Here is an 18,842-nt window from a genome sequence, read left to right as displayed (position 1 = left end):
CGGATAGAGCACTGAGCGGCTGTATTGCCCATAATAAGCGATCCACCCCCTAACCATCGGGTTTAGCTCGCGAGCAATATCGTCCAGCGTCACCGTCGTTTGCCTGCGAAGTTTCAAGCCTCGGACCGTCGCCCGCATGGCGTGCTGGCTTGCTGACCGCTGGGCTGAACCCACGGAACATCTTCTGCGAACGCGGCCCCAGGACCGATCGTGGCCGGAAGCAATAACCAAGAAAGTCAAACATGACCGTCTCGCTTTTACCGCGGCGTTGATCATCCTTGCAGTAGACAATCCTCGTCTTCGTAGGATGCAATTCCAGGCGGCACTCCGCCAGCCGAGCCTGGAGCGCTTCGCAAACGCTTTGCGCCTCCATCTCATTCCGACAATGTACCAACCGTCATCCGCATACCGACACCACCTCAGAGCCGGGAACGTCCGCGCCATCCAGAGGTCAAATGCGTAGTGCATGAAGAGGTTGGCGAGGATCGGGCTCATGGCTCCCTGAACGCAAAAGATAACTTCCGCTTCGAACGGGCGATTGTGGGCTGGCGTGGACGGTGCGTGGTTGATTTGAGACGCAAAAGGTAATACCCACATGTCAGATGATTCGTTCGACGCGAGTGCAAAAGGCCGAACGACTGAGAGCCGCGCGGCGCTTGCTCGCGGACGAGATCGGCATGGCGGAGGCCGCTGTGGCTTTATCGCGCACGTTTGGCTTGTCGCGACGACAAGCCTATCGCTACCTCGAACTGGCGCGAGCGGGTGCGCCGCCGTTGGCGGCCGAGAACTCGGTTACGATCACGCTCAAAATGCCGGAAAGCCTCGCGCGCGGTCTGCGTGCTCACGCAACAGCGCGCGGCGTCACGACAAGCGAGGTCGTCAGGCAGGCCGTGGCGGCTTTCCTGGTGGTGAAGCGCAGGCATGGTTGAGCAGCGACCGATACGTCGTGCCATCCATCTAGAGTTCGCATTCGATCGGCTGCTCGCTGCCAAGCTCGAACAGGCTTACGACATTCTGGTTCCTGATCGGGTCCGGGTGGTGGGCAGCGCAAAGGTGACGGGAGCAGACGATGAAGACGGCAGCAATTTACGCTCGTGTATCGTCGGACAAACAAAGGGAGGAGAACACGATCGCCAGTCAGACGGCGGCGCTGGTTGCGTTCGCCCGCGCGCGGCAATTCGAAGTGCCGAAGGAGTGGGTCTTCGAGGACGACGGCTATAGTGGGGCGAACCTAATCCGTCCCGGCCTTGAGCGGGTGCGCGATCTTGCTGCCGAGGGGCTGATCGAGGCCGTCCTCATCTATGCGCCCGACCGGTTGAGCAGACGATACGCGCACCAGATTCTCTTGATCGAGGAGCTCGCCCGCGCCGGCGTCGAGACCCTGTTTGTGCGCGCGCCGCGCGGTTCGACGCCTGAGGACGAATTGCTCGTGCAGTTCCAGGGAATGATCGCGGAATATGAACGAGCCCAGATTCTGGAGCGCTCGCGCCGCGGCAAACGACATCGCGCTCGTCAGGGCGAAGTCAGCGTACTGAGCGGCGCTCCGTTCGGGTATCGTTTTATCCGCAAGACAGATCACTCGGCTGCGTACTACCAGATCGACGAAGAGCAGGCTCGCATTGTACGGTGGATGTTCGAACTATACACCGTTCAGGGGCTCAGCATCGGCGCCATCGCTCGCCTCTTGAACGAACAGGCAATCCCCACCTGCAAGCGACGCGGTCGGTGGGAGCGCTCGACGGTTTGGGGAATGCTGCGAAATCCGGCGTACAAAGGCCAAGCCTGCTTTGGTAAGACGACGCTTGCACCGCGCCAACGGATCACGCGGCCAATACGGATGCGTGGCGGCATTGCCACTCGCAACAGCGCCAGCCACGAGCAGCCGCGAGGGGATTGGATCACGATCGCCGTGCCGCCGATCGTCAGCGAAGAGACCTTTGCGCTCGCGCAGGAGCGGCTCGAGACCAACAAGACTCATGCGCCGCGGCGGACCGTCACGCCCAGCGTCGTGCAAGGTCTCGTAAGCTGCGCCAAGTGCGGCTACGCTCTCTATCGCACATCGACGCGATCGAGCGCACGCGCGATCCACTATTATCGATGTCTCGGCTCAGACGCTTGGCGGCAACTATCCGGCCCCGTTTGCAGCAACCGTCCAGTGCGTCAGGATCTTCTGGACGGGGTTGTTTGGGCGGAAATCGTGCGGCTGCTCGAAGATCCCGAACTCATCCATAACGAACTCGACCGACGGCTCGCAGCGGCGCGAGAAGCCGACCCGACCAAACGCCGTGAGGAGGCTCTCCGCCGCGATCTCGTTCGCATCCGCAAGAGCATCGATCGCTTGCTCACCGCCTATCAGGACGGCCTTCTCTCGCTGGACGAACTGCGCGAGCGCATGCCGAACTTGCGGCGGCGCGAACAAGCCGACAACGCCGAACTGCAGGCGGTCGTCGACCAGTCAGTCGACCGTGCAGCCTACCTGCGCCTCGCTGAAACGCTGGCCACGTTCCTTACGCGACTGCGGTCGTCGGCGGGAACCCTCGACGTATTGGAACGCCAGCGCGTCCTGCGGCTTCTCGTCAAGGAAATCCTCGTCGGCGACGACAAGATCATCATCCGGCACTGCATCCCTTTGCCCATGGCACCGGGGGACGGCCCGCCAGCCGGCAGTGCGGACGCTGCACTGCCGGCTACGCAAAGTTACCTTTTGCGTTCGAGGAGCCATCACACCACCCTGCGGAACGCCCTTCTTGCCTGAGGCTTTCAGCATCATCTTTAGGAGATGCATGATATCCGCGTCATCAACCCGCCGCGCCACTTTCTCCAACAGCCGGTCATGCCGGACATTGTCAAAGTAGGTCCGCAGGTCAATGTCGAGAATCCGCGTCTTCCGTTGGACTATCGCTTCAGCCACACGCTTGATGGCGCCATGTGCTGTCCGTTTGGGCCGATATCCATACGACCCCGGTTGGAAGTCAGCCTCGAACACAGGCTCGAGGATGAGCTTGAGCGCCCCTTGCACCACTCTGTCGCGGATCGCCGGAATCGAGAGGACGCGGACTTTGCCCCCGTCCTTCGGTATCTCCTGCCTCCGCGCGGGAAGTGGCTGGTAGGTGCGCCCGATCAGTTCGTCCCGTAACTGCTCGAGCAGAGCTTCCACGCCTTGCGTCTCAATGGCCTCGAAGGTGACGCCGTCTATTCCCGGTGCTCCATCGTTCTCTTTGGCCATCTCATACGCAGCGCGCAGGGTCTCCATCTTGCAGACGTGGACGTATAGTCCCCAGAACCGCCAGGACGGTTCAGCCTTCGCCTTGACGTATATTCTCCGCCTCAGGTCCTGCAAATCAATGGACGCCTTTGTCATCTCGTCCTTGCCTTCCCCTATGTTGGAGACATTGCAAATGGCAGGGTCCCTTGGCTCCACGGATATTACTCCGCTTCATAGCTACTCCGGACCCGGCCGCCACCCTCTCGTCTTCGGCCGACTTCCCGGTTTCGCCGGTTATACGGCCTACCTTGCTCCGACGATTTCGCGTCGGGACGAGGAGGGCTTCTCCAGTTGCTCGGCATGTCCTTGTCACCGTGCTGTCGCTTCCACCCCGCCGAGGTGAACAACCGTATCGGTCAGTCTTCGGTTGCTCACGCGGCCTTCGCCCTCCGGTTGAAGGCTCGGCCCTCGGGGATACTCACTTTCGAGGCCACAACGCGTTCACTTTTATTACGGCCCGATGACTCGTAGCCTCCCCTGGGGAGACTTTGTCGATAGGCTTCAGAGTTTCAGTTTCCATCACCTCTGCTATCCAAACTACGGGGCTCTGACTTCTACCCCGGCAGGTTTGTCTCCTGCTGAACATGCCAGCCTTCGCTGGACACACAACCGGACGTGCAGTTTTCCCGCATACGGCTTTCCGACAGGCTTCATCACGAGGCACACGTCGGCGACACTTTGCGCACGCGGTTCAGCACAAGCACGCCAGGGTTCCCATAGATCTCACGAGAGAATCGTCTGACGCCACGGCCGGGCGTATTGTGTCGTCTGCGCAGAAAGGCGAGCACGCGGTCGAAGACGTGTCGATCAACGGCCTGATGAGCCGTGGCAAGAGAGCCATAGCTGAAGTAAGCGGACCAGCCGCCCAGAAGGCGGTTAAGTCGTGCTTGTACTTCGGGCCAAGCGCCTTTGTTGCTCGGCGTCAGCAGCTCGCTGACCTTCCTCTTGATCCGCAGCACACTTTTCTTGGACGGTGCCGCGCCAAGATACCACCGTCCCCCATTGGGGAAACGGCGGGGTCCCAGTGTGTACCCAAGGAAATCGAAGCTTTCCAAGCGGGCGTTCTTCACCGAGGTTTTTGCCTCGTTTAGTGTCAGCCCGAGCTTGGTCATCACTGCTCTCGTCCACGCCAATGCCCTCCGCGTGGCCGCGGCTGAGAATGACGAAGTCGTCGGCATAGGAGATAAGCTGAGCACGGAACGCTTCACACCGACCGCTGAGACGCCGCTGCTTCAGGAACCGATTCATTTAGATGACGGAGGGCAGCGGACTGGCGACACCGCCCTGCAGCGTGCCGCGCTTGTTGCTCTTACCGCCACTCATGCGCCGTTTCCCGTCGGCATCCCGCTCCTCGACCGGTACTCGCAGCCATAGCTTAAGCAGCCGCAGCACATTCCGGCCGACGATGCGTCGGGCCACCGACTTGAGGAGGTCCGAGTGCGGGATCGTGTCGAAGTATTTCGACAGATCGGTGTCAACAACGTCCGTGTAGCCCCGGCACACAAGCCGGTGCACTTCCTTGACGGCATCGACCGCGCTGCGACGCGGGCGATATCTATAAGCGCCGCCCTCAAAATCCGCCTCGAAGATCGGCTCCAGCACGACCTTTGCGGCCACTTAGACGACCCGGTCCCGGATTGTTGCAATACTGAATGGACGTTCGCCACCGCCGGGCTTCGGGATCATCACCCGCCGCACCGGATCGGGCCGGTAAGTCTTCGTGACGAGTTCATCGCGCAGGCCGGCCAACCATGCTTCGAGTCCCGACGCGTTGATTTGCTCGAAAGTCATTCCGTCCACTCCTGGCGCACCCGCGTTGGCGCGGGCCCGCCTGTAGGCATGGCTCAGAATATCCTCGCGGCAGATCTTGTCGTACAGCACGTAGAAGCGGAAGGCAGGCTCCGCCTTCGCCTTGCAGGCTCCTGATCTTATCGGGCGTTTGTAGGCTCATCGCCAATCGACCCATTTCCTCGCCATCTTCAAAAGCGCACCTTAAGTCAGGGTCCTTTGCTCCGCCGGAATTACCCGGTTTCATCAGTACTACGACCCTGTCCGACCCCCGTCCGGTCCATCGACTACTCGATGCTGAAGGCGCGATCTTCGACCAAGACGGGTCTCCCCCGATTACCCGCACTACCTCTCCAGCGTGCCGTGCCCTTTACCCCGGTGAACCAGACAGGTGCATGGTACGCATCCGGCGGGCGCCGTCTTGTCTGACACGCTGTAATTCGCCAAGCGTGTGACCTTAAGTCTAGCAGACCGTGTGAAAAGTCCCCGAGGCGGATTCCAATGACAGGGCCGTTGCGTTAGAATCGCGCATGGCACACATTTCTGGCTCGGATCGCTCGCAGCTGCTGCTTTTGCCCGAGGCGATCGACGATTACGTCGACGTCGAGAATCCGGTCCGCTTTATTGATGCCTTTGTCGATGGGCTTGATCTCAAGAGTTCAGGCTTCGCGCGGGTGGAGGCGAAGGTCATAGGGCGACCGGGTTACGATCCGGGGGACCTGCTAAAGCTTTATATTTACGGCTATCTCAATCATGTTCGTTCGAGCCGACGGCTGGAAGCCGAATGCCATCGGAACATGGAAGTAATTTGGTTGCTACGAACTCTCAAGCCGGATTTTAAGACCATAGCTGATTTCAGGAGCGACAACCGTGCGGCGTTCAAATCGGTTTTTCGCGAGTTCACGGTCTTATGCCGACGTCTCGATCTCTTCGGGCGAGAGCTCCTAGCGATTGATGGCACGCGCATCAAGGCCGTCAACAACAAGGATAGGAACTTTACGAAGGCATCACTGGATAAATTCATCGCCGCCGCCGACAAGAAGCTTGATGACTATCTAGCACGGCTCGACACGGGCGATGAGATCGAGCACGCGATGCCGGGGGCGCGCACTAGGAATCTTGCTGAGAAGATCGAGGCTCTCAAGAGAAAGCGCGCGGAATATGCAGCTTATTTGAAGATCCTGGAGAGGAGCGGCGATGATCAAGTATCGATGACCGATCCTGACAGCCGCGCCATGGCCGGGCATACCAAAGTGGGCGTCGGTTACAATGTTCAGATCGCGGTGGATGCAAAGAACAAGATGATCGTCGAACAGGCGGTATCAAACGATGTCCTGGACATGGGTCTTTTGCAACGAACCGCCGAGCCCGCGCGAGCTATACTTGATGTCGAAAAAATCAACATCGTTGCCGACAAAGGCTATTACAAGATAGAGGACATTGAGGCGTGCGAGCAGACAGCTCTGATACCCTACATGCCACGGCCGCAGCGAGGGGCGGCAGTGAAGAATGGCTTCTTTCGCAAGGACGAGTTCCGCTACGATAGTGTGAGCGACGCCTACGTCTGTCCGGTCGGGCAGTCGCTGAAACGGATACGTGAAAGCCGACTGCGCGAACTGAAGAAGATCGAATACGGAAATCCAAAGGCGTGCCGTGCGTGTCCCCTGCGCTCACGCTGTACGAAAGATATTCGCCACATCTCGCGTCTTGACAATGAAGGCGTACTCGACCGCATGGCGGAGCGTGTGTCGGAGAACCCAGAAATCCTTAACCGGCGCCGCGAAATCGTCGAACATCCTTTCGGCACGATCAAGCAGTGGATGAACCAGGGCGCCTTCCTTATGCGCGGGCTCGAAAACGTGCGCGCCGAGTTCAGCTTAACGGCGCTCGTCTACAATCTCCGAAGAGCGCTCAACATCCTTGGCACGAAAGCACTTCTGGCAGCCGTGCCTGCGTGAAATTCGGGCGACAGCACGAAAAATGCGACTTCATAGTCCTCCTGAACGGCTAAGGACAACGTTCGTCGGTCAGATCATCAAATATTTGCTGGAGCGAGCGCAAGCCAATACGGGTCGGAAATACCATGGACTTTTCACACGGTCTGCTAGCTTTAAGGTCATCAGGCGATGCGGGTCGAGGTTTTGGGCGGGCTGGAGCGTCGGCGGCGTTGGTCGCAGGATGACAAGGCACGGATTGTCGAGGAGACGTTGGCGCCGGGCGCAAAGGTGACAGCGGTTGCACGTCGCAACGGAGTAGCGGCCAGCCTGGTGTTCACCTGGCGTCGTCAAGCGCGGACATCCGAGCAGGTCGCACCGTCTTTTGCGCCGGTGCAGATCGCCGCCACGGAGGCGGAGGAAACTCCGAAGCTCTTACCTGCGGGTGATAGCCGAGGGCGGTCTGTAGTGGCCGCGCGTATTGGATTGATCGAGATCGACCTCGGTAACCGGCGACGGATCCGAGTGGATTCGCACGTCGATCCAGAAGCGCTGGCGCGGGTCCTCGAGGTACTTGAGCGCCGATGATTGCCATACCGGGTAATGTGCGGGTGTGGCTTGCGACCGGCCACACCGATATGCGCCGCGGCTTCCCGAGCCTCGCGCGTCTGGTCCAGGAGAGTTTGAAGCGTGATCCGCATGCCGGTGATCTCTATGTTTTTAGAGGCCGCCGCGGCGACCTGATCAAGATCATCTGGCATGATGGCCAAGGCGCGTGTCTGTTCACGAAGCGGCTGGAGCGAGGCCGCTTTTTGTGGCCATCAATGGCGGACGGCGTTGTGACGATCAGCGTTGCGCAGCTATCCTATCTCCTCTCCGGAATTGATTGGCGGATGCCGCAGGCAACCTGGCGTCCACAGGCTTCCGGTTAAATCGAGCGGGATTTTTTGCGACGAATATGGTTGATTCGTCCTCGTGACGACGCCCGCCGATCCGCTTCCCACCGACCTTGCCGCAGCACACGCGATGATCATTGCGCAGCGCGAGCAGCTGACGCTGGCGAAGAGCGAGGTGACCGTCGGCCGACTGGAGATCGAGCGGCTGAAGCTGATGCTGGCCAAGGCACGGCGAGAACAGTTCGGGCAATCTTCTGAGCGCGGCAAGCTGCTGGTCGAGCAGCTCGAACTCGCCATCGAGGATCTTGAAGAGACCCAGGCTGAGCAGGAAACCAAGGCCGAGCTCGCAGCGCCGGAAGCCGCCAAACAGCAGCGCGTGCAAAATCCACGGCCGCCGCGACGTCCGTTGCCGGACAATCTGCCGATCGAACGCATCGTCGAACCCGCTCCTTGCGTATGTGGCAAGTGCGGCAGCGAGCGACTGCACAAGCTCGGCGAGGTGGTATCGAAGACCCTGGAATGTGAGCCGCGGCGCTGGAAGATTATCGAGCATGTCCGCGAAAAGTTCTCCTGCCGGGATTGTGAGGCAATCACCGAGGCGCCGGCGCCCTCCCATCCGATCCCGCGAGGCTATGCCGGGCCGAGCCTGCTGGCGATGGTGCTGGTCAACAAGTTCCTGCTGCACCAGCCGTTGAACCGACAGAGCAAGACCTATGCCCGCGAAGGGATCGAGATCGACGTCTCGACCCTGGCGGATCGGATCGGCGCCTGCGTGGTGGCACTCGATCCCATCATTGAGGCAATCCGGATCCACGTCATGAGCGCGGAACGCATCCACGCCGACGATACGACGGTGCCGGTGCTGGCCAAGCTCAAGACGGTTACCGGCCGGATCTGGACCTATCTATGGACGGTCCCCGCTTTGCAAGGCCATTCGCTTTGTTCCGGCTAACGATCGTTTGCAGCTATCTATCCGGCTTTATGGCAATGCCACGAGCCTTGATGAGATCCGCGGATCGGCGCCCAATTATGTTGGCGAGCTCTGAAGCTCGATAGGTCCAACGGGCTTAGCCGACCCCGGTCCGACCGGTTGCCATCACTCTGCTTTTGCCCTCGCAAACGGAACCACGCTCGATCTATACTTGCGCGCGGTACTCTTCACCAGTGGCCATGATCGCCCAAGCGATCCGTGCGGTTTTGTGAGCAAGCGCCACCGTCACGACATTGAAGGGACGCCTGCCGAGCAGCTCTGTTATCCAGGTGTTGGTGACCTGATGGATACGGACGCGATGAACGGCCGCTCGGGCGCCATGTATCAGCAACTTACGAATGTAGCCGTCGCCGCGCTTACTGATACCACCCAAACGCTCCTTACCCCCGGTCGAATGCTGCTTCGGTACTAATCCAAGCCAGGCAGCGAAATGCCTTGCCGATGCGAACTGTTGTGGATGGTCGACAGACGCCGCCAGGGCGGTGGCGGCAAATGGGCCGACGCCCGCCACCTTCATGAGACGCCGACACACTTCATTGTCTTTGGCAGTTGCAAGGATCATCTTCTCGTAGCTTTCAATGTGTAGCTCAAGGTCTTCGATCTGATCGACAAGGATTGAAAGGGCGCTACGCGCGCTCTGTGGAATACGCTCGTCAACGTCCACGAGTGCCATGAGCTCTCTCGCGCTTGCTTTTCCCTTCCCGGTCACGATCCCCAACTCGCCCAAATGACCACGCAGAGCATTTATCGCGCCTGTGCGCTGTCGGATGAGCAAATCGCGCGCGCGATGGAGCATTAGAATTCCCTGCTGTTCGACAGTTTTTACAGGGACAAAGCGCATGCCAGGCCGTTGGACGGCTTCCCAGCACGCCTCCGCATCAGCAGCATCATGCTTGTTTGTCTTCACGTAGGCTCGTACGTAGCGGGCCGGCATAAGACGCGCTTTGTGTCCAAGCTTTATTAGTTCACGAGCCCAATGATGAGCACTGCCGCAAGCCTCAAGACCAACGAGACAACTTGGAAGCCGTGAAAAGAAATCCAGAACCTTGCCGCGGGCGAGCTTCTTGCGGATAATTTCTCCATCCGCCGTAATCCAGTGGATTTGAAACCAGCTCTTCGAGATATCAAGCCCGATTGTCGTCATAGCCATAACTTGTCCTCCTTGGGGTGCTCTTTCGCAGCTTATCAGGGCGGGGACCGTCCATCTCATTATGTTCGCGATGACCGGCCGTTTGGCGGCACGGATCCGCCGGCGGCCCTGTTCTACTACTCACGCAACCGGGCTGGAGAGCATCCGCAAAGCCATCTCGCCGGCTATGTGGGCCTGATGCAGGCCGATGCCTTCGATGGATATAACCAGCTCTACAAAGCCCAAAGGAAGCCGGCTCCGATCCTTGAAGCGGCCTGTTGGAGCCACGGCCGCAGAAAGTTCTTCGACCTGGCGAAATCTGGAGAGGCGCCGATTGCCAGCGAGGCCGTGCGACGCATCGATATCCTGTTCGAGATCGAGCGCACCATCAACGGCAAAACGCCAGAACAGCGGCTTGCGGTACGTCGAGAGAAGTCAGCACCAATCGTTGCTGATCTCGAGATCTGGATGCGCCAGCAGCGGACCTTGCTCTCATCAGGCAACGATACTGCAAAGGCGATCAACTACCTGCTCAACCGTTGGGCGGCGTTCACCCGCTTCCTGGACGATGGTCGCGTCTGCCTCTCGAACAACGCTGCCGAACGAGCGTTACGCGGTGTGGCTGTCGGAAGACGAAATTGGACCTTCGCCGGTTCAGATGCCGGCGGCCATCGCGCCGCCGCCGTCTATACCCTGATCGAAACCTGCAAGATGAACGACGTTGATCCGCAAGCCTGGCTCGCGGATGTGTTGGCCAGGCTTCCAGATCACCCCGTCAACAAAGTCGCCGACCTGCTCCCGTGGAATTGGAAGGCGACCCAACAGTCCAGAGCGGCTGCCGCCTGAGCGCCACGGCTGACCGGCGCGCCTGCCCGGGGTGCTGACCGGATGCGTACGGTGCATGTGTCGATTGCTTCTCTGTCGACCCGGCCTTCCCCGCGGTACGATCGGGTCGGTATTCACATCGTAACTTTCGAGGCGTGCTCAGGCTTCACTCACGTTACCGCCCGCTGGATTGCTCGGCCGCCCAAAGCGACCTTTGTCACTAGGCTTCGATCTGTCCGATTGCTCGTCCAAACCGCTCGTCAGCTACCAGATCAATCGACAATTCTCTGGGTGGATCCTTCCTCCACTGGTAATACGCGCCGTCGGGGCGCACCATGGGGTCTTACATTCAAGGCTAAGAGGACTAAGATACTCGCTCAAAGACTGCGGTCGCGCATCAGTTTACATCGACGGCTCCTTGATATGGGATGTATCCCTCCGTTGAGGACCTCGCTGGAGCGATACTCTTCACCCACTCATTGAGCGTCTGCGCCGTGCAGCTAATCTTCGCCGCAAACGAGGAAACCGCCGCGCCCAGCGCGAACCGCCCTCGTGATCCAAACCATCCGAACCGGACGGGCTCAGACCTCGGGTGAAACCTGTTCGTCGTCCTGCTCATGATGGCTCCCCCTCTCAAAGTTTGGAGCCTTCGGCAAACGCGGCACATTTAGCTGAATGTCAGAGCGAGATTTCGGTAGAGCCACATAACCCCACGTCAAAATGTCTGGAGAACGGCGAGATAAAAAGATCTTCCGACGTATCCAATCGATGTATTTGTGATCACTGTGTCCTCTCGGGTAGGGCTACCCAAGTATGGCTCTACTTGTAAATCTGCTATCTTGGTGGGTTGCCGACCTCAACCGACAACCCCTTTGCTTAGTCAACGTTCACAAACGGAAATCGCGCTCAGGCCCGTCCGTCTAGTAGCCCTCATCGAGGTTCACCTCGCGCCTGATTGGCTTTCCTCTTGCAAAGTCTGATAGGCTCTCTGTACCCCACTGAATGTGCCGTTCCTTGACGTCATCAGCATTGCCAGCTTCGCCAAGCGAGCCAATGACGTTCGGAAGCTTGTGAATTTCCAAACGTGATGTATAGCCGATCGGAAAGGTTTCCCCATATTCGTACCGAGGCCAGACATCCGCTGCGAAGCCCCGCAAACGACCGGACGTAAGCGCCTCATAGAGAGGTTGTTCTTGAATGCACTTCCCGCGCGAGATGTTTATTAGAAAAGAGGATGGCTTCATGGCAGCGAACTCAGCCTTTCCGAAAAACCGACTGGTTTCGTCTGTAAAAGGAGTTGCCACCACCACGTAGTCACATTTCGGTAGAACAGTATGCAGCTCGTCCATTGAATGCATCGAATCCACGTGTTCGACCGAGTTCGCCTTGTTTCGCCGCACGCCGAGAACATGCATATCGAATCCCTTGGCATATTGCGCGACGCGACTCCCGATGGCTCCAACGCCGATCACGCCGACAGTACGACCCTGTAGGGTCGCAGATCGCGTGCCGTCTTCCCAGGTCGGAAATATTCGGCGCCCCTCGAGCAACTGTTGATGTTTGTACAAGGTCTGCTTTGCAAGAGCGAGCATCAACATCATTGCATGCTCTGCACATGCGACCGCGTTTGCGCCGCGGGTATTAGCGACTCTGATGCCGCGCTGTTTTAAGAGCGGCTTGTCGAGGTCATCAATACCCGTGTGCAACGTACAGTATAGCTTAAGTTTTTCTGCTACTCCAATCAAACCTTTAGGAAGCGCGAAGCCGATGAACGCATCGGCATCAACGGCGAGAGGCGAGAGTTCTGAGTAAGCACATTCAAAACGGGAAAAGTATTCACCTTTCGGAGCCACAACCTCTGTTCCCGCCGGCATTGCGTTTTTAATGTAGGCTATCTCATCGTCCGTCGCATACCACAAACATAGAACTTTCATTGCACCAATTCTCCTTAGTTAGTTCATGCCTCGGCGTGTTCCCGCAAGGTGACAGCATCTGTTTCCGTCGACATATTCACCATACGCTTTTCGCCTTAGGGCTTGACTGCGAAGTGCGAGGCCGACAGAGCGCATTTCTGCTAGGAAGCCCGCTTCCACGCAGGAAATCTGCTTCCTCGAATGGGTTGCCGATTGACAATAACGCGATTTCTCCTCACCTTCTCGGTGAGATGCTGATTAGCGCGCTAGACCAGTAGTTTTCGTGTTTCTCAAGCGTGCTTGAGTGATCCCGCTACGCGAGTGAGACTGCGATCGGCTCCAAGCCATATACAGAACCCGCTCGGCGACCGTTCCAATCTCAGCGGCGTTCAGGGCATCAGATTGTTTTAGACGACACCGCGATCCTGCGTCCCGTCACGACCAAATTATCCGACCGGGCACAAACTCCACGCTAGGTGATGGATTCTCTTTCGCGAAACGGCCCCTAAGGAGAAGCGGTCAGCTGTGCGTTATCGCCAAGTCAAGCTTTAGGGCGTGGTAAGGCCGATCGGCTTCGATGGATCCCTGGCGGAAGGGATGAAGCAGGGATGCTGTTGGGTTAGATCGACTCGATGGCAGCGAGGCGAAAAGGGGCTACGAGCAGACGTTCGATCCCTAGGTGCGGCCGCCGACACCAGCAACGCTGGTAATCCCAGTTGCAAGCCGACGTATTTGATACGTTCGCGCCTGCCAGGTTCACCAACTGACCCGACGTGCTGCGGCTCCAAACTGCGAGCACAAGATGGCATTAGCTGCCTCGTTGTAGTTCACGACCTGGACGCCGCGGAAGACGGAGGTCCGCCACTCGGCGTTCCAGCCATGCTCAAACGCGATCGAGCCGCCGTACGCCTTCGTTAGTTGCTGGCCGACCGGACCAACTGTGATGCCTGCGCCCGTGCGGGCCGTCGGCGTATAGACGCTGCCCCACAAATAGCTGCCGGTGATCGAGCCGTAGACGTCGGATTGTTCGTGCCGCCATAAAGGCCGAACGGAACAGTGTAGGAGTTTACAGCGGCGTAGGTATTACCGACCGACCAGGTGCCGCCAATGTACAATGCGTCGTTGAAAGTCGTCTGCGCATCGCTCAACGCAAACAAAACGACAAGGTCTCAATAGGGAGCATGCCAAGCATGCCGAGTTTTCGCGCAAAAGTTTCGATTGCAGCGCGGGAAAGGCTTGAACCGATCTGGCGGCCGTCGTCAACCTTTCCCCGTTCGAAAAACCCAGATCACCTTGGTGCCCCTGATCGGGCTACGCGACCGTGCGGCATGAAAGCTTCGCATTCTGCAAGTCAGACGCAGAATTTCTGCAACACGCACTCCAATATTCGTCAAAATCGGATTTTGGGGGCGGTATTATTTGCGTGACTAGGGCGGGTCAGCCGAAGAGTATTTGCAAGGTCATTGCGAAGTCGCGGCACGTCACGCTCAGAGATCTGCCCTTGATCGCGGAGCTCGGCTAGGTTCATCGACTGCTGGGTTCCGAGGGTTTGGGCTGGGTAACAAGCTGATGCTGCTCGTGGCCTTCAAGGCGACAGCTCGGCTTCCTCGACCGCTAGGTGGATTCGTTCTCTACGTTGCGGCACGAGAAATAAGTAATCTCATCTCAACTGAGGGGAACAAAGAGGAGGTGATCCTGTCATGGATGCATATTGGCGTTGATGACCTGAGACTCCCGCGAAGATCACAATACGGACGACGTTCTCGAGCGCTCGATCGCGTTGGTGTCCAGAACCTTGTCGAGTTTGCGGCTGAGCAGCGGCTACCCGGGAGGAAATCTCCAGACGGGTGAGTGGTAGATTTTGGCCCTGAGTGCGAGGTCTTGTCGACCCAGAGATCGCGAGTTTCATTGTATCGGTTGTCTCACCAGAGTGCCCGATGAGAAAGCAATTGCCCGCCGCGGCTCATCGCGTCGGTAGAACCAGGCAAACATGAGGAGAATGGGGAATGAAGAGACGCACATTTCTGAAACTGGCGACCGCAACGACGATGACCGCGTTAGCGGCGCCTTACGTTCAGGCCCAGAACAAGAAGTTCGCTGGCGTTACCCTCCTCGTTGACGGATGGGGCGGTTTGTACGACGAAACCATTCAGAAGTACGTTGCAGCACCGCTTGAGGAAAGGACCGGGCTAAAAGTCCAGATCACGGCGGGCACACAGGCCGCAGACTTGGTCAAGATCGTGGCGAACAAGAAAAACCCGCCGTTTGATGTGTATCAAGCAGATAGCGCGTATATGCTTGAGGCGCTCAAAGCCGATGTTATTGAAAAAGTTGGGGAAGCAGAGGTGCCCAACATCAAGCGTATTCTTCCAGGATTTCGCGAGTACGGCGATTATGGTGTTCCGTATAACACATTTAGCATGATACCAATGTATAACTCACGACTCGTCAAAAGACCATTGACTACTTACACCGATATAACAAGGCCCGATCTAAAGGGCCGGCTGGCTCTCCCCGCCCCAATCTCCGCCACGTGGAATCTGTATTTGCTCGCGTTGGCGGAGGAAAACGGTGGTTCTGTCTCCGACATGGAGCCGGCATACAAACTACTCGAACAGGCCAAATCTAATATTCTCGCGCTTACGCAGAGTACAGTTGCGATGGTCCAGATGTTTGAAAACGAGGAAGCCTCTGCTGGCGTTATATCAGATGCTCGAGGGTACGAGTTGCGTTCGAAAGGCCATCCAATCGAGAGTGTATATTCGCCGCATGGCATCTATGGAGCGACCTCCTACATGAATGTCGTGAAGAATGCTAAGCATCCTGAGGCGGCATTCGCCTTCCTCAATCAGGCGCTGTCTGACGAAGGCATGCTGGGTCTGCCGCAGGTAATGCGGTTCGGTGTGACCACGGACGTCAAGCTGCCGGGTGCCATCGCGAACGAGCTGACATTCAATTCACCTGAGCGGATTGCCCTAAAGAAGACTGTCGACTGGGAGAAGTGGATGGCCGACGGCAGCACGCGGATCGAGCGCATCAACAAAATTCTCCGCGGTTGAGGCTATTGCTCTCTTGGGTGCCGGATTGCGCGGTGTTTGGGCGACCCTGTACCTGCACGTCGATTGAGTTTTAAGGGTAAGTCATGGGTCACCCGCTCCGACAAAGCCGTAATTTCACTGCAGTAATCCTGCTAGCACCGATGGTTCTACTCCTTGTAGGATTTCTGATAGTGCCGGTGGCGGGCGTGCTCCGCTCCAGTTTCCTAGACGGAGACTATCTCCTGGATGGATCAGGTTATACGCTCAGACACTACCTGCGCTTCTTCGCGGACTCTTATTATTCGTCGATCCTTTGGGAAACGTTTGTTGACGGATTGATCGTCAGCGTGATTTGCTTGGTGCTTGGCTTTCCGACAGGGTATTCGCTTGCGCGCCTTCCGCCTCTCGCACGTCGCTGGCGGACAATCGTCGTGATCATGCCGTTGACGCTGAGCCTAGTTGTGATCGTCTTCGGCTGGCTGATCATCCTCGGACGAAACGGGCTTCTCAACGCCGTCTTGGTCAATCTCGGCATGATGTCGTCACCGGCGACCTTCCTCTTTACGCGACCGGCCGTCATTCTCGTCCTCGTGCAGCAGTTTCTGCCGTTCATGATCCTGTCGGTTATGGCCGTTGTGACACAGATCGATCCCATGCTTGAACACGCAGCCTCCAACTTGCGCGCCAACCGGTTCGTTACGTTCCGCCGCGTGATCGTTCCGCTGGCGATCCCGGGCATTCTGGTCGGCTTCAGTTTGGTCTTCGTGCTGTCCATTTCGGCGTTCATCACGCCCCGCGTTATCGGCGGCAACCGCGTGACAATGCTGGGCAGCTTAATCTATGAACGCATCATGTCAGAATTCAACTGGCCGTCCGGCGCCGCGATGGCCTTTATCCTGTTCGTGGCCGGACTCGGCTTTACTGCGGCATTCAACGCACTGGCCGCGTCGCGCTATGTGATGGGTGGGCGTCGACGTGCGGTATGATTTTAGCGACTATGCCATGAAGGTTACCGGCGCCTTGGTTCGGGCCGTCGTTTACAGCGTGCTCGCACTGCCCGCTGTGCTGGTTATCGTTTCGTCCTTCACCAGCGGGACTTCGATGAACTTTCCACCTCCTAGCTTCTCTCTCCAGTGGTATCAACGCGCCTTCGAAAGCAAACCATTCATGTCCGCCCTGTGGACCAGCACTTATCTTGCCATCATCGTCGCGATTATGGCGCTGGGCGTAGGTTTCGCTGCGGCATTCGCCATCAACAGGTTTTCCTTCCCGGGAAAGGGGTTGCTGCAGGCGCTCGCATTCTCACCGTTGGTCGTTCCCGCCGTCGTCCTGGGTATAGGCCTTCTGTATTTGTTCTCATGGATGCATCTGTCACAAACGATGCTCCCTCTGATCGTCGGTCATCTTGTCCTTGCGTTACCATACGTTGTCAGAACTATCCTCGCGAGCCTCTCGCTACATAACCGTGTGCTCGAGGAAGCCGCGATGAACCTCCGGGCAACGCCCGTTGTCGTGGTGCGACGGATCACGCTGCCGCTCATTCTACCCGGGTTGCTGTCGGCAGCGATCTTCGCGTTCGTGACTTCGTTCGGAAACGTAACTGTTTCCGTATTCCTCACGTATGGCGGCAACGCCACGCTACCGGTCCAGCTGTTTGCCTATATGGACGCAAGCTACGATCCGCTCATTGCGGCAGTATCCAGCATCATGATCTTTGTCACTCTAGCAGTCATATTGACAATTGAGCGATTGATCGGCGCCGAACGACTCGCCTAACTAGAAAAGGGGTATCAGCTGTGTCGAGCAGTCTTCCAAACCGCCCGCAGGGTCAGGGCGATTATGTCGTCGAACTGCAATCCGTCTCGCGGCACTACGGCGATTCAATCGCTGTTGCCGATGTATCTCTTGGCATGATGCGGGGCGAGCTTGTCTGTCTGCTCGGACCATCCGGCTGCGGCAAAACAACGACCCTCCGCATCGTGGCCGGTTTTGTGGAGCCGACGTCCGGAACCGTCCGCATCAACAATCAAGACATGACCCACCAGCCGCCCTACCGGCGCGATGCGGGGATGGTTTTCCAGAGTTACGCCCTTTTCCCGCACATGACCGTGGCGCAGAATATCGCTTTTGGGCTTGAGAACCTCAAGTGGAATCGGGCCGACCGCGATAGGCGCGTAAGCGAGATGCTCAAACTTGTTGAGCTTCCCCACCTCGCGGAGCGGCTGCCGACGCAGCTGTCCGGCGGACAGCAGCAGCGCATAGCCCTCGCCCGCGCCCTTGCCATGCGCCCGGCCGTACTTCTGCTCGACGAACCGTTTTCGAACCTCGACGCGCAACTCAGGATTCGCATGCGCGAGGAGCTGCGGGAGGTGATTCGCGGTGTCGACGTGACCACCATGTTCGTAACTCACGATCAGGAGGAAGCGTTGACCATGTCCGATCGTATCGTCGTGATGAATGCCGGCAGGATCGAGCAAATCGGTTCGCCGGGTGACATCTACGAAAGCCCTGAAAGCACCTTTGTCGCAAAGTTCATCGGCTGGTGTTCACTGGTCGATGGCACTGTCGACGCGGCCGGAACGTTCACTTCGAAAGGCGGCCTAAGTTGGCCTGGTATCTGCCAACCGGGTCCCGCAAGCGCCATCGTCCGGCCCGAGCACCTACACCTTGCCGCGGACGGCGCTCCTGGCCTCGGCGCGAGGGCAAGGGTACTTGAAACTCACTACTATGGGGGGGCAACGCGCGTCATTCTCGACGTTAACGGAGAGCAGCTCATGATGCACGAACGGTTTCCGTTTGGTCGACATCCCAAGGCCGGAGAAACACTATACGTCTCACTCAACACGAGCGAGGTCCGTGTTGTGCCAGCGGCGGGCACGACAAGCTGAACCGCCGGCTATCCATGATTGGGGTTTAGTTATCCTTAGGATCATCCATTGATGCTGCAAATCCGGCGTTGAGTGCGGCGCCATACTCGCCAGCCTCACTCTGCACGATCAGATACCCAAACAGACAGCGATGAACCTCCGGACCACGCCATGGAGTGTCATTCCGCGCATTACA

The 18,842-nt window shown here is 58.1% G+C and carries 14 protein-coding genes and 4 pseudogenes; 11 read left to right on the top strand and 7 right to left on the bottom strand.

From position 1 onward, the window contains the following. Positions 1-3: 3 nt before the first annotated feature. Positions 4-138, bottom strand: a pseudogene (locus tag ACOIX3_RS09130) (group II intron maturase-specific domain-containing protein); the annotation flags it as partial. A 518-nt stretch (positions 139-656) separates the two neighbouring features. On the opposite strand from ACOIX3_RS09130, the gene ACOIX3_RS09125 reads away from it, so the two are divergent. Further along, positions 657-929, top strand: a complete 273-nt coding sequence (locus ACOIX3_RS09125) for a ribbon-helix-helix protein, CopG family (RefSeq protein WP_420965994.1) — start codon at positions 657-659, stop codon at positions 927-929. Positions 930-1,069: 140 nt separating this feature from the next. Beyond that, positions 1,070-2,755, top strand: a complete 1,686-nt coding sequence (locus ACOIX3_RS09120) for a recombinase family protein (protein WP_420969457.1) — start codon at positions 1,070-1,072, stop codon at positions 2,753-2,755. A 9-nt stretch (positions 2,756-2,764) separates the two neighbouring features. Here ACOIX3_RS09120 and ACOIX3_RS09115 read toward each other — a convergent pair. From ACOIX3_RS09115 to ACOIX3_RS09100, 4 genes and pseudogenes are all read right to left on the bottom strand, one after another. Further along, positions 2,765-3,226: pseudogene (locus ACOIX3_RS09115) on the bottom strand (reverse transcriptase domain-containing protein); the annotation flags it as partial. Positions 3,227-3,918: 692 nt separating this feature from the next. Further along, on the bottom strand, positions 3,919-4,377 hold the full coding sequence (locus tag ACOIX3_RS09110) for a group II intron maturase-specific domain-containing protein (RefSeq protein WP_420969456.1): 459 nt from the start codon (positions 4,375-4,377) through the stop codon (positions 3,919-3,921). 136 nt (positions 4,378-4,513) lie between these two features. Then, on the bottom strand, positions 4,514-4,882 hold the full coding sequence (locus ACOIX3_RS09105) for a reverse transcriptase domain-containing protein (RefSeq protein WP_420969455.1): 369 nt from the start codon (positions 4,880-4,882) through the stop codon (positions 4,514-4,516). Next, on the bottom strand, positions 4,883-5,056 hold the full coding sequence (locus tag ACOIX3_RS09100; RefSeq protein ID WP_420969454.1) for a hypothetical protein: 174 nt from the start codon (positions 5,054-5,056) through the stop codon (positions 4,883-4,885). A 527-nt stretch (positions 5,057-5,583) separates the two neighbouring features. Here ACOIX3_RS09100 and ACOIX3_RS09095 point away from each other — a divergent pair. The 4 genes and pseudogenes from ACOIX3_RS09095 to tnpC (ACOIX3_RS09080) all read left to right on the top strand — a co-directional run. Further along, positions 5,584-7,011 (top strand): IS1182 family transposase, encoded by a 1,428-nt coding sequence (locus tag ACOIX3_RS09095; protein ID WP_420969453.1) that lies wholly within the window; start codon positions 5,584-5,586, stop codon positions 7,009-7,011. Positions 7,012-7,179: 168 nt separating this feature from the next. Then, positions 7,180-7,575: an IS66-like element accessory protein TnpA gene (tnpA, locus tag ACOIX3_RS09090; RefSeq protein ID WP_173637247.1), complete on the top strand. Its 396-nt coding sequence runs from the start codon at positions 7,180-7,182 to the stop codon at positions 7,573-7,575. Next, complete coding sequence (gene tnpB / locus ACOIX3_RS09085) at positions 7,572-7,919, top strand: IS66 family insertion sequence element accessory protein TnpB (protein WP_050382259.1); 348 nt, start codon at positions 7,572-7,574, stop codon at positions 7,917-7,919. The genes tnpA and tnpB overlap by 4 nt, the downstream gene beginning before the upstream one ends. Before the next feature lie 43 nt (positions 7,920-7,962). Next, positions 7,963-8,790 (top strand): annotated as a pseudogene (gene tnpC, locus ACOIX3_RS09080) (IS66 family transposase); the annotation flags it as partial. Positions 8,791-9,019: 229 nt separating this feature from the next. Here the strand turns inward: tnpC (ACOIX3_RS09080) and ACOIX3_RS09075 are convergent. Further along, positions 9,020-10,024: an IS110 family transposase gene (locus ACOIX3_RS09075; RefSeq protein ID WP_420969452.1), complete on the bottom strand. Its 1,005-nt coding sequence runs from the start codon at positions 10,022-10,024 to the stop codon at positions 9,020-9,022. Between the two features lie 60 nt (positions 10,025-10,084). Here ACOIX3_RS09075 and tnpC (ACOIX3_RS09070) point away from each other — a divergent pair. Beyond that, positions 10,085-10,849: pseudogene (gene tnpC / locus ACOIX3_RS09070) on the top strand (IS66 family transposase); the annotation flags it as partial. An 899-nt stretch (positions 10,850-11,748) separates the two neighbouring features. Here the strand turns inward: tnpC (ACOIX3_RS09070) and ACOIX3_RS09065 are convergent. Next, positions 11,749-12,762 (bottom strand): 2-hydroxyacid dehydrogenase, encoded by a 1,014-nt coding sequence (locus tag ACOIX3_RS09065; RefSeq protein ID WP_420969451.1) that lies wholly within the window; start codon positions 12,760-12,762, stop codon positions 11,749-11,751. A gap of 1,985 nt (positions 12,763-14,747) precedes the next feature. Between ACOIX3_RS09065 and ACOIX3_RS09060 the strand changes: the two genes are divergently transcribed. From ACOIX3_RS09060 to ACOIX3_RS09045, 4 genes are all read left to right on the top strand, one after another. Then, positions 14,748-15,800 (top strand): extracellular solute-binding protein, encoded by a 1,053-nt coding sequence (locus tag ACOIX3_RS09060; protein ID WP_420969449.1) that lies wholly within the window; start codon positions 14,748-14,750, stop codon positions 15,798-15,800. Between the two features lie 170 nt (positions 15,801-15,970). Then, positions 15,971-16,765, top strand: coding sequence for an ABC transporter permease (locus tag ACOIX3_RS09055; protein ID WP_420969448.1), 795 nt, complete (start codon positions 15,971-15,973; stop codon positions 16,763-16,765). 16 nt (positions 16,766-16,781) lie between these two features. After that, positions 16,782-17,555: an ABC transporter permease gene (locus ACOIX3_RS09050; RefSeq protein ID WP_420969447.1), complete on the top strand. Its 774-nt coding sequence runs from the start codon at positions 16,782-16,784 to the stop codon at positions 17,553-17,555. A 20-nt stretch (positions 17,556-17,575) separates the two neighbouring features. Further along, entirely contained in the window at positions 17,576-18,667 is a 1,092-nt protein-coding gene (locus ACOIX3_RS09045; RefSeq protein ID WP_420969446.1) for an ABC transporter ATP-binding protein, read from the top strand. The last annotated feature ends 175 nt before the right edge of the window (positions 18,668-18,842 follow it).

Source organism: Bradyrhizobium sp. B120 (assembly GCF_049075665.1).
Classification (GTDB): Bacteria; Pseudomonadota; Alphaproteobacteria; order Rhizobiales; family Xanthobacteraceae; genus Bradyrhizobium.
The sequence above is the reverse complement of the archived record's forward strand: the minus strand, read 5'-3'. Positions and strand labels throughout refer to the sequence as shown.

What these genes read in the sequence shown, in the direction of transcription:
- ACOIX3_RS09120 (WP_420969457.1), top strand. Translation starts at nt 1,070, where the DNA reads ATGAAGACGGCAGCAATTTACGCTCGTGTATCGTCGGACAAACAAAGG.
- ACOIX3_RS09110 (WP_420969456.1), bottom strand. Translation starts at nt 4,377, where the DNA reads ATGACCAAGCTCGGGCTGACACTAAACGAGGCAAAAACCTCGGTGAAG.
- ACOIX3_RS09100 (WP_420969454.1), bottom strand. Translation starts at nt 5,056, where the DNA reads ATGACTTTCGAGCAAATCAACGCGTCGGGACTCGAAGCATGGTTGGCC.
- ACOIX3_RS09095 (WP_420969453.1), top strand. Translation starts at nt 5,584, where the DNA reads ATGGCACACATTTCTGGCTCGGATCGCTCGCAGCTGCTGCTTTTGCCC.
- tnpA (WP_173637247.1), top strand. Translation starts at nt 7,180, where the DNA reads ATGCGGGTCGAGGTTTTGGGCGGGCTGGAGCGTCGGCGGCGTTGGTCG.
- tnpB (WP_050382259.1), top strand. Translation starts at nt 7,572, where the DNA reads ATGATTGCCATACCGGGTAATGTGCGGGTGTGGCTTGCGACCGGCCAC.
- ACOIX3_RS09075 (WP_420969452.1), bottom strand. Translation starts at nt 10,024, where the DNA reads ATGGCTATGACGACAATCGGGCTTGATATCTCGAAGAGCTGGTTTCAA.
- ACOIX3_RS09065 (WP_420969451.1), bottom strand. Translation starts at nt 12,762, where the DNA reads ATGAAAGTTCTATGTTTGTGGTATGCGACGGACGATGAGATAGCCTAC.
- ACOIX3_RS09060 (WP_420969449.1), top strand. Translation starts at nt 14,748, where the DNA reads ATGAAGAGACGCACATTTCTGAAACTGGCGACCGCAACGACGATGACC.
- ACOIX3_RS09050 (WP_420969447.1), top strand. Translation starts at nt 16,782, where the DNA reads ATGAAGGTTACCGGCGCCTTGGTTCGGGCCGTCGTTTACAGCGTGCTC.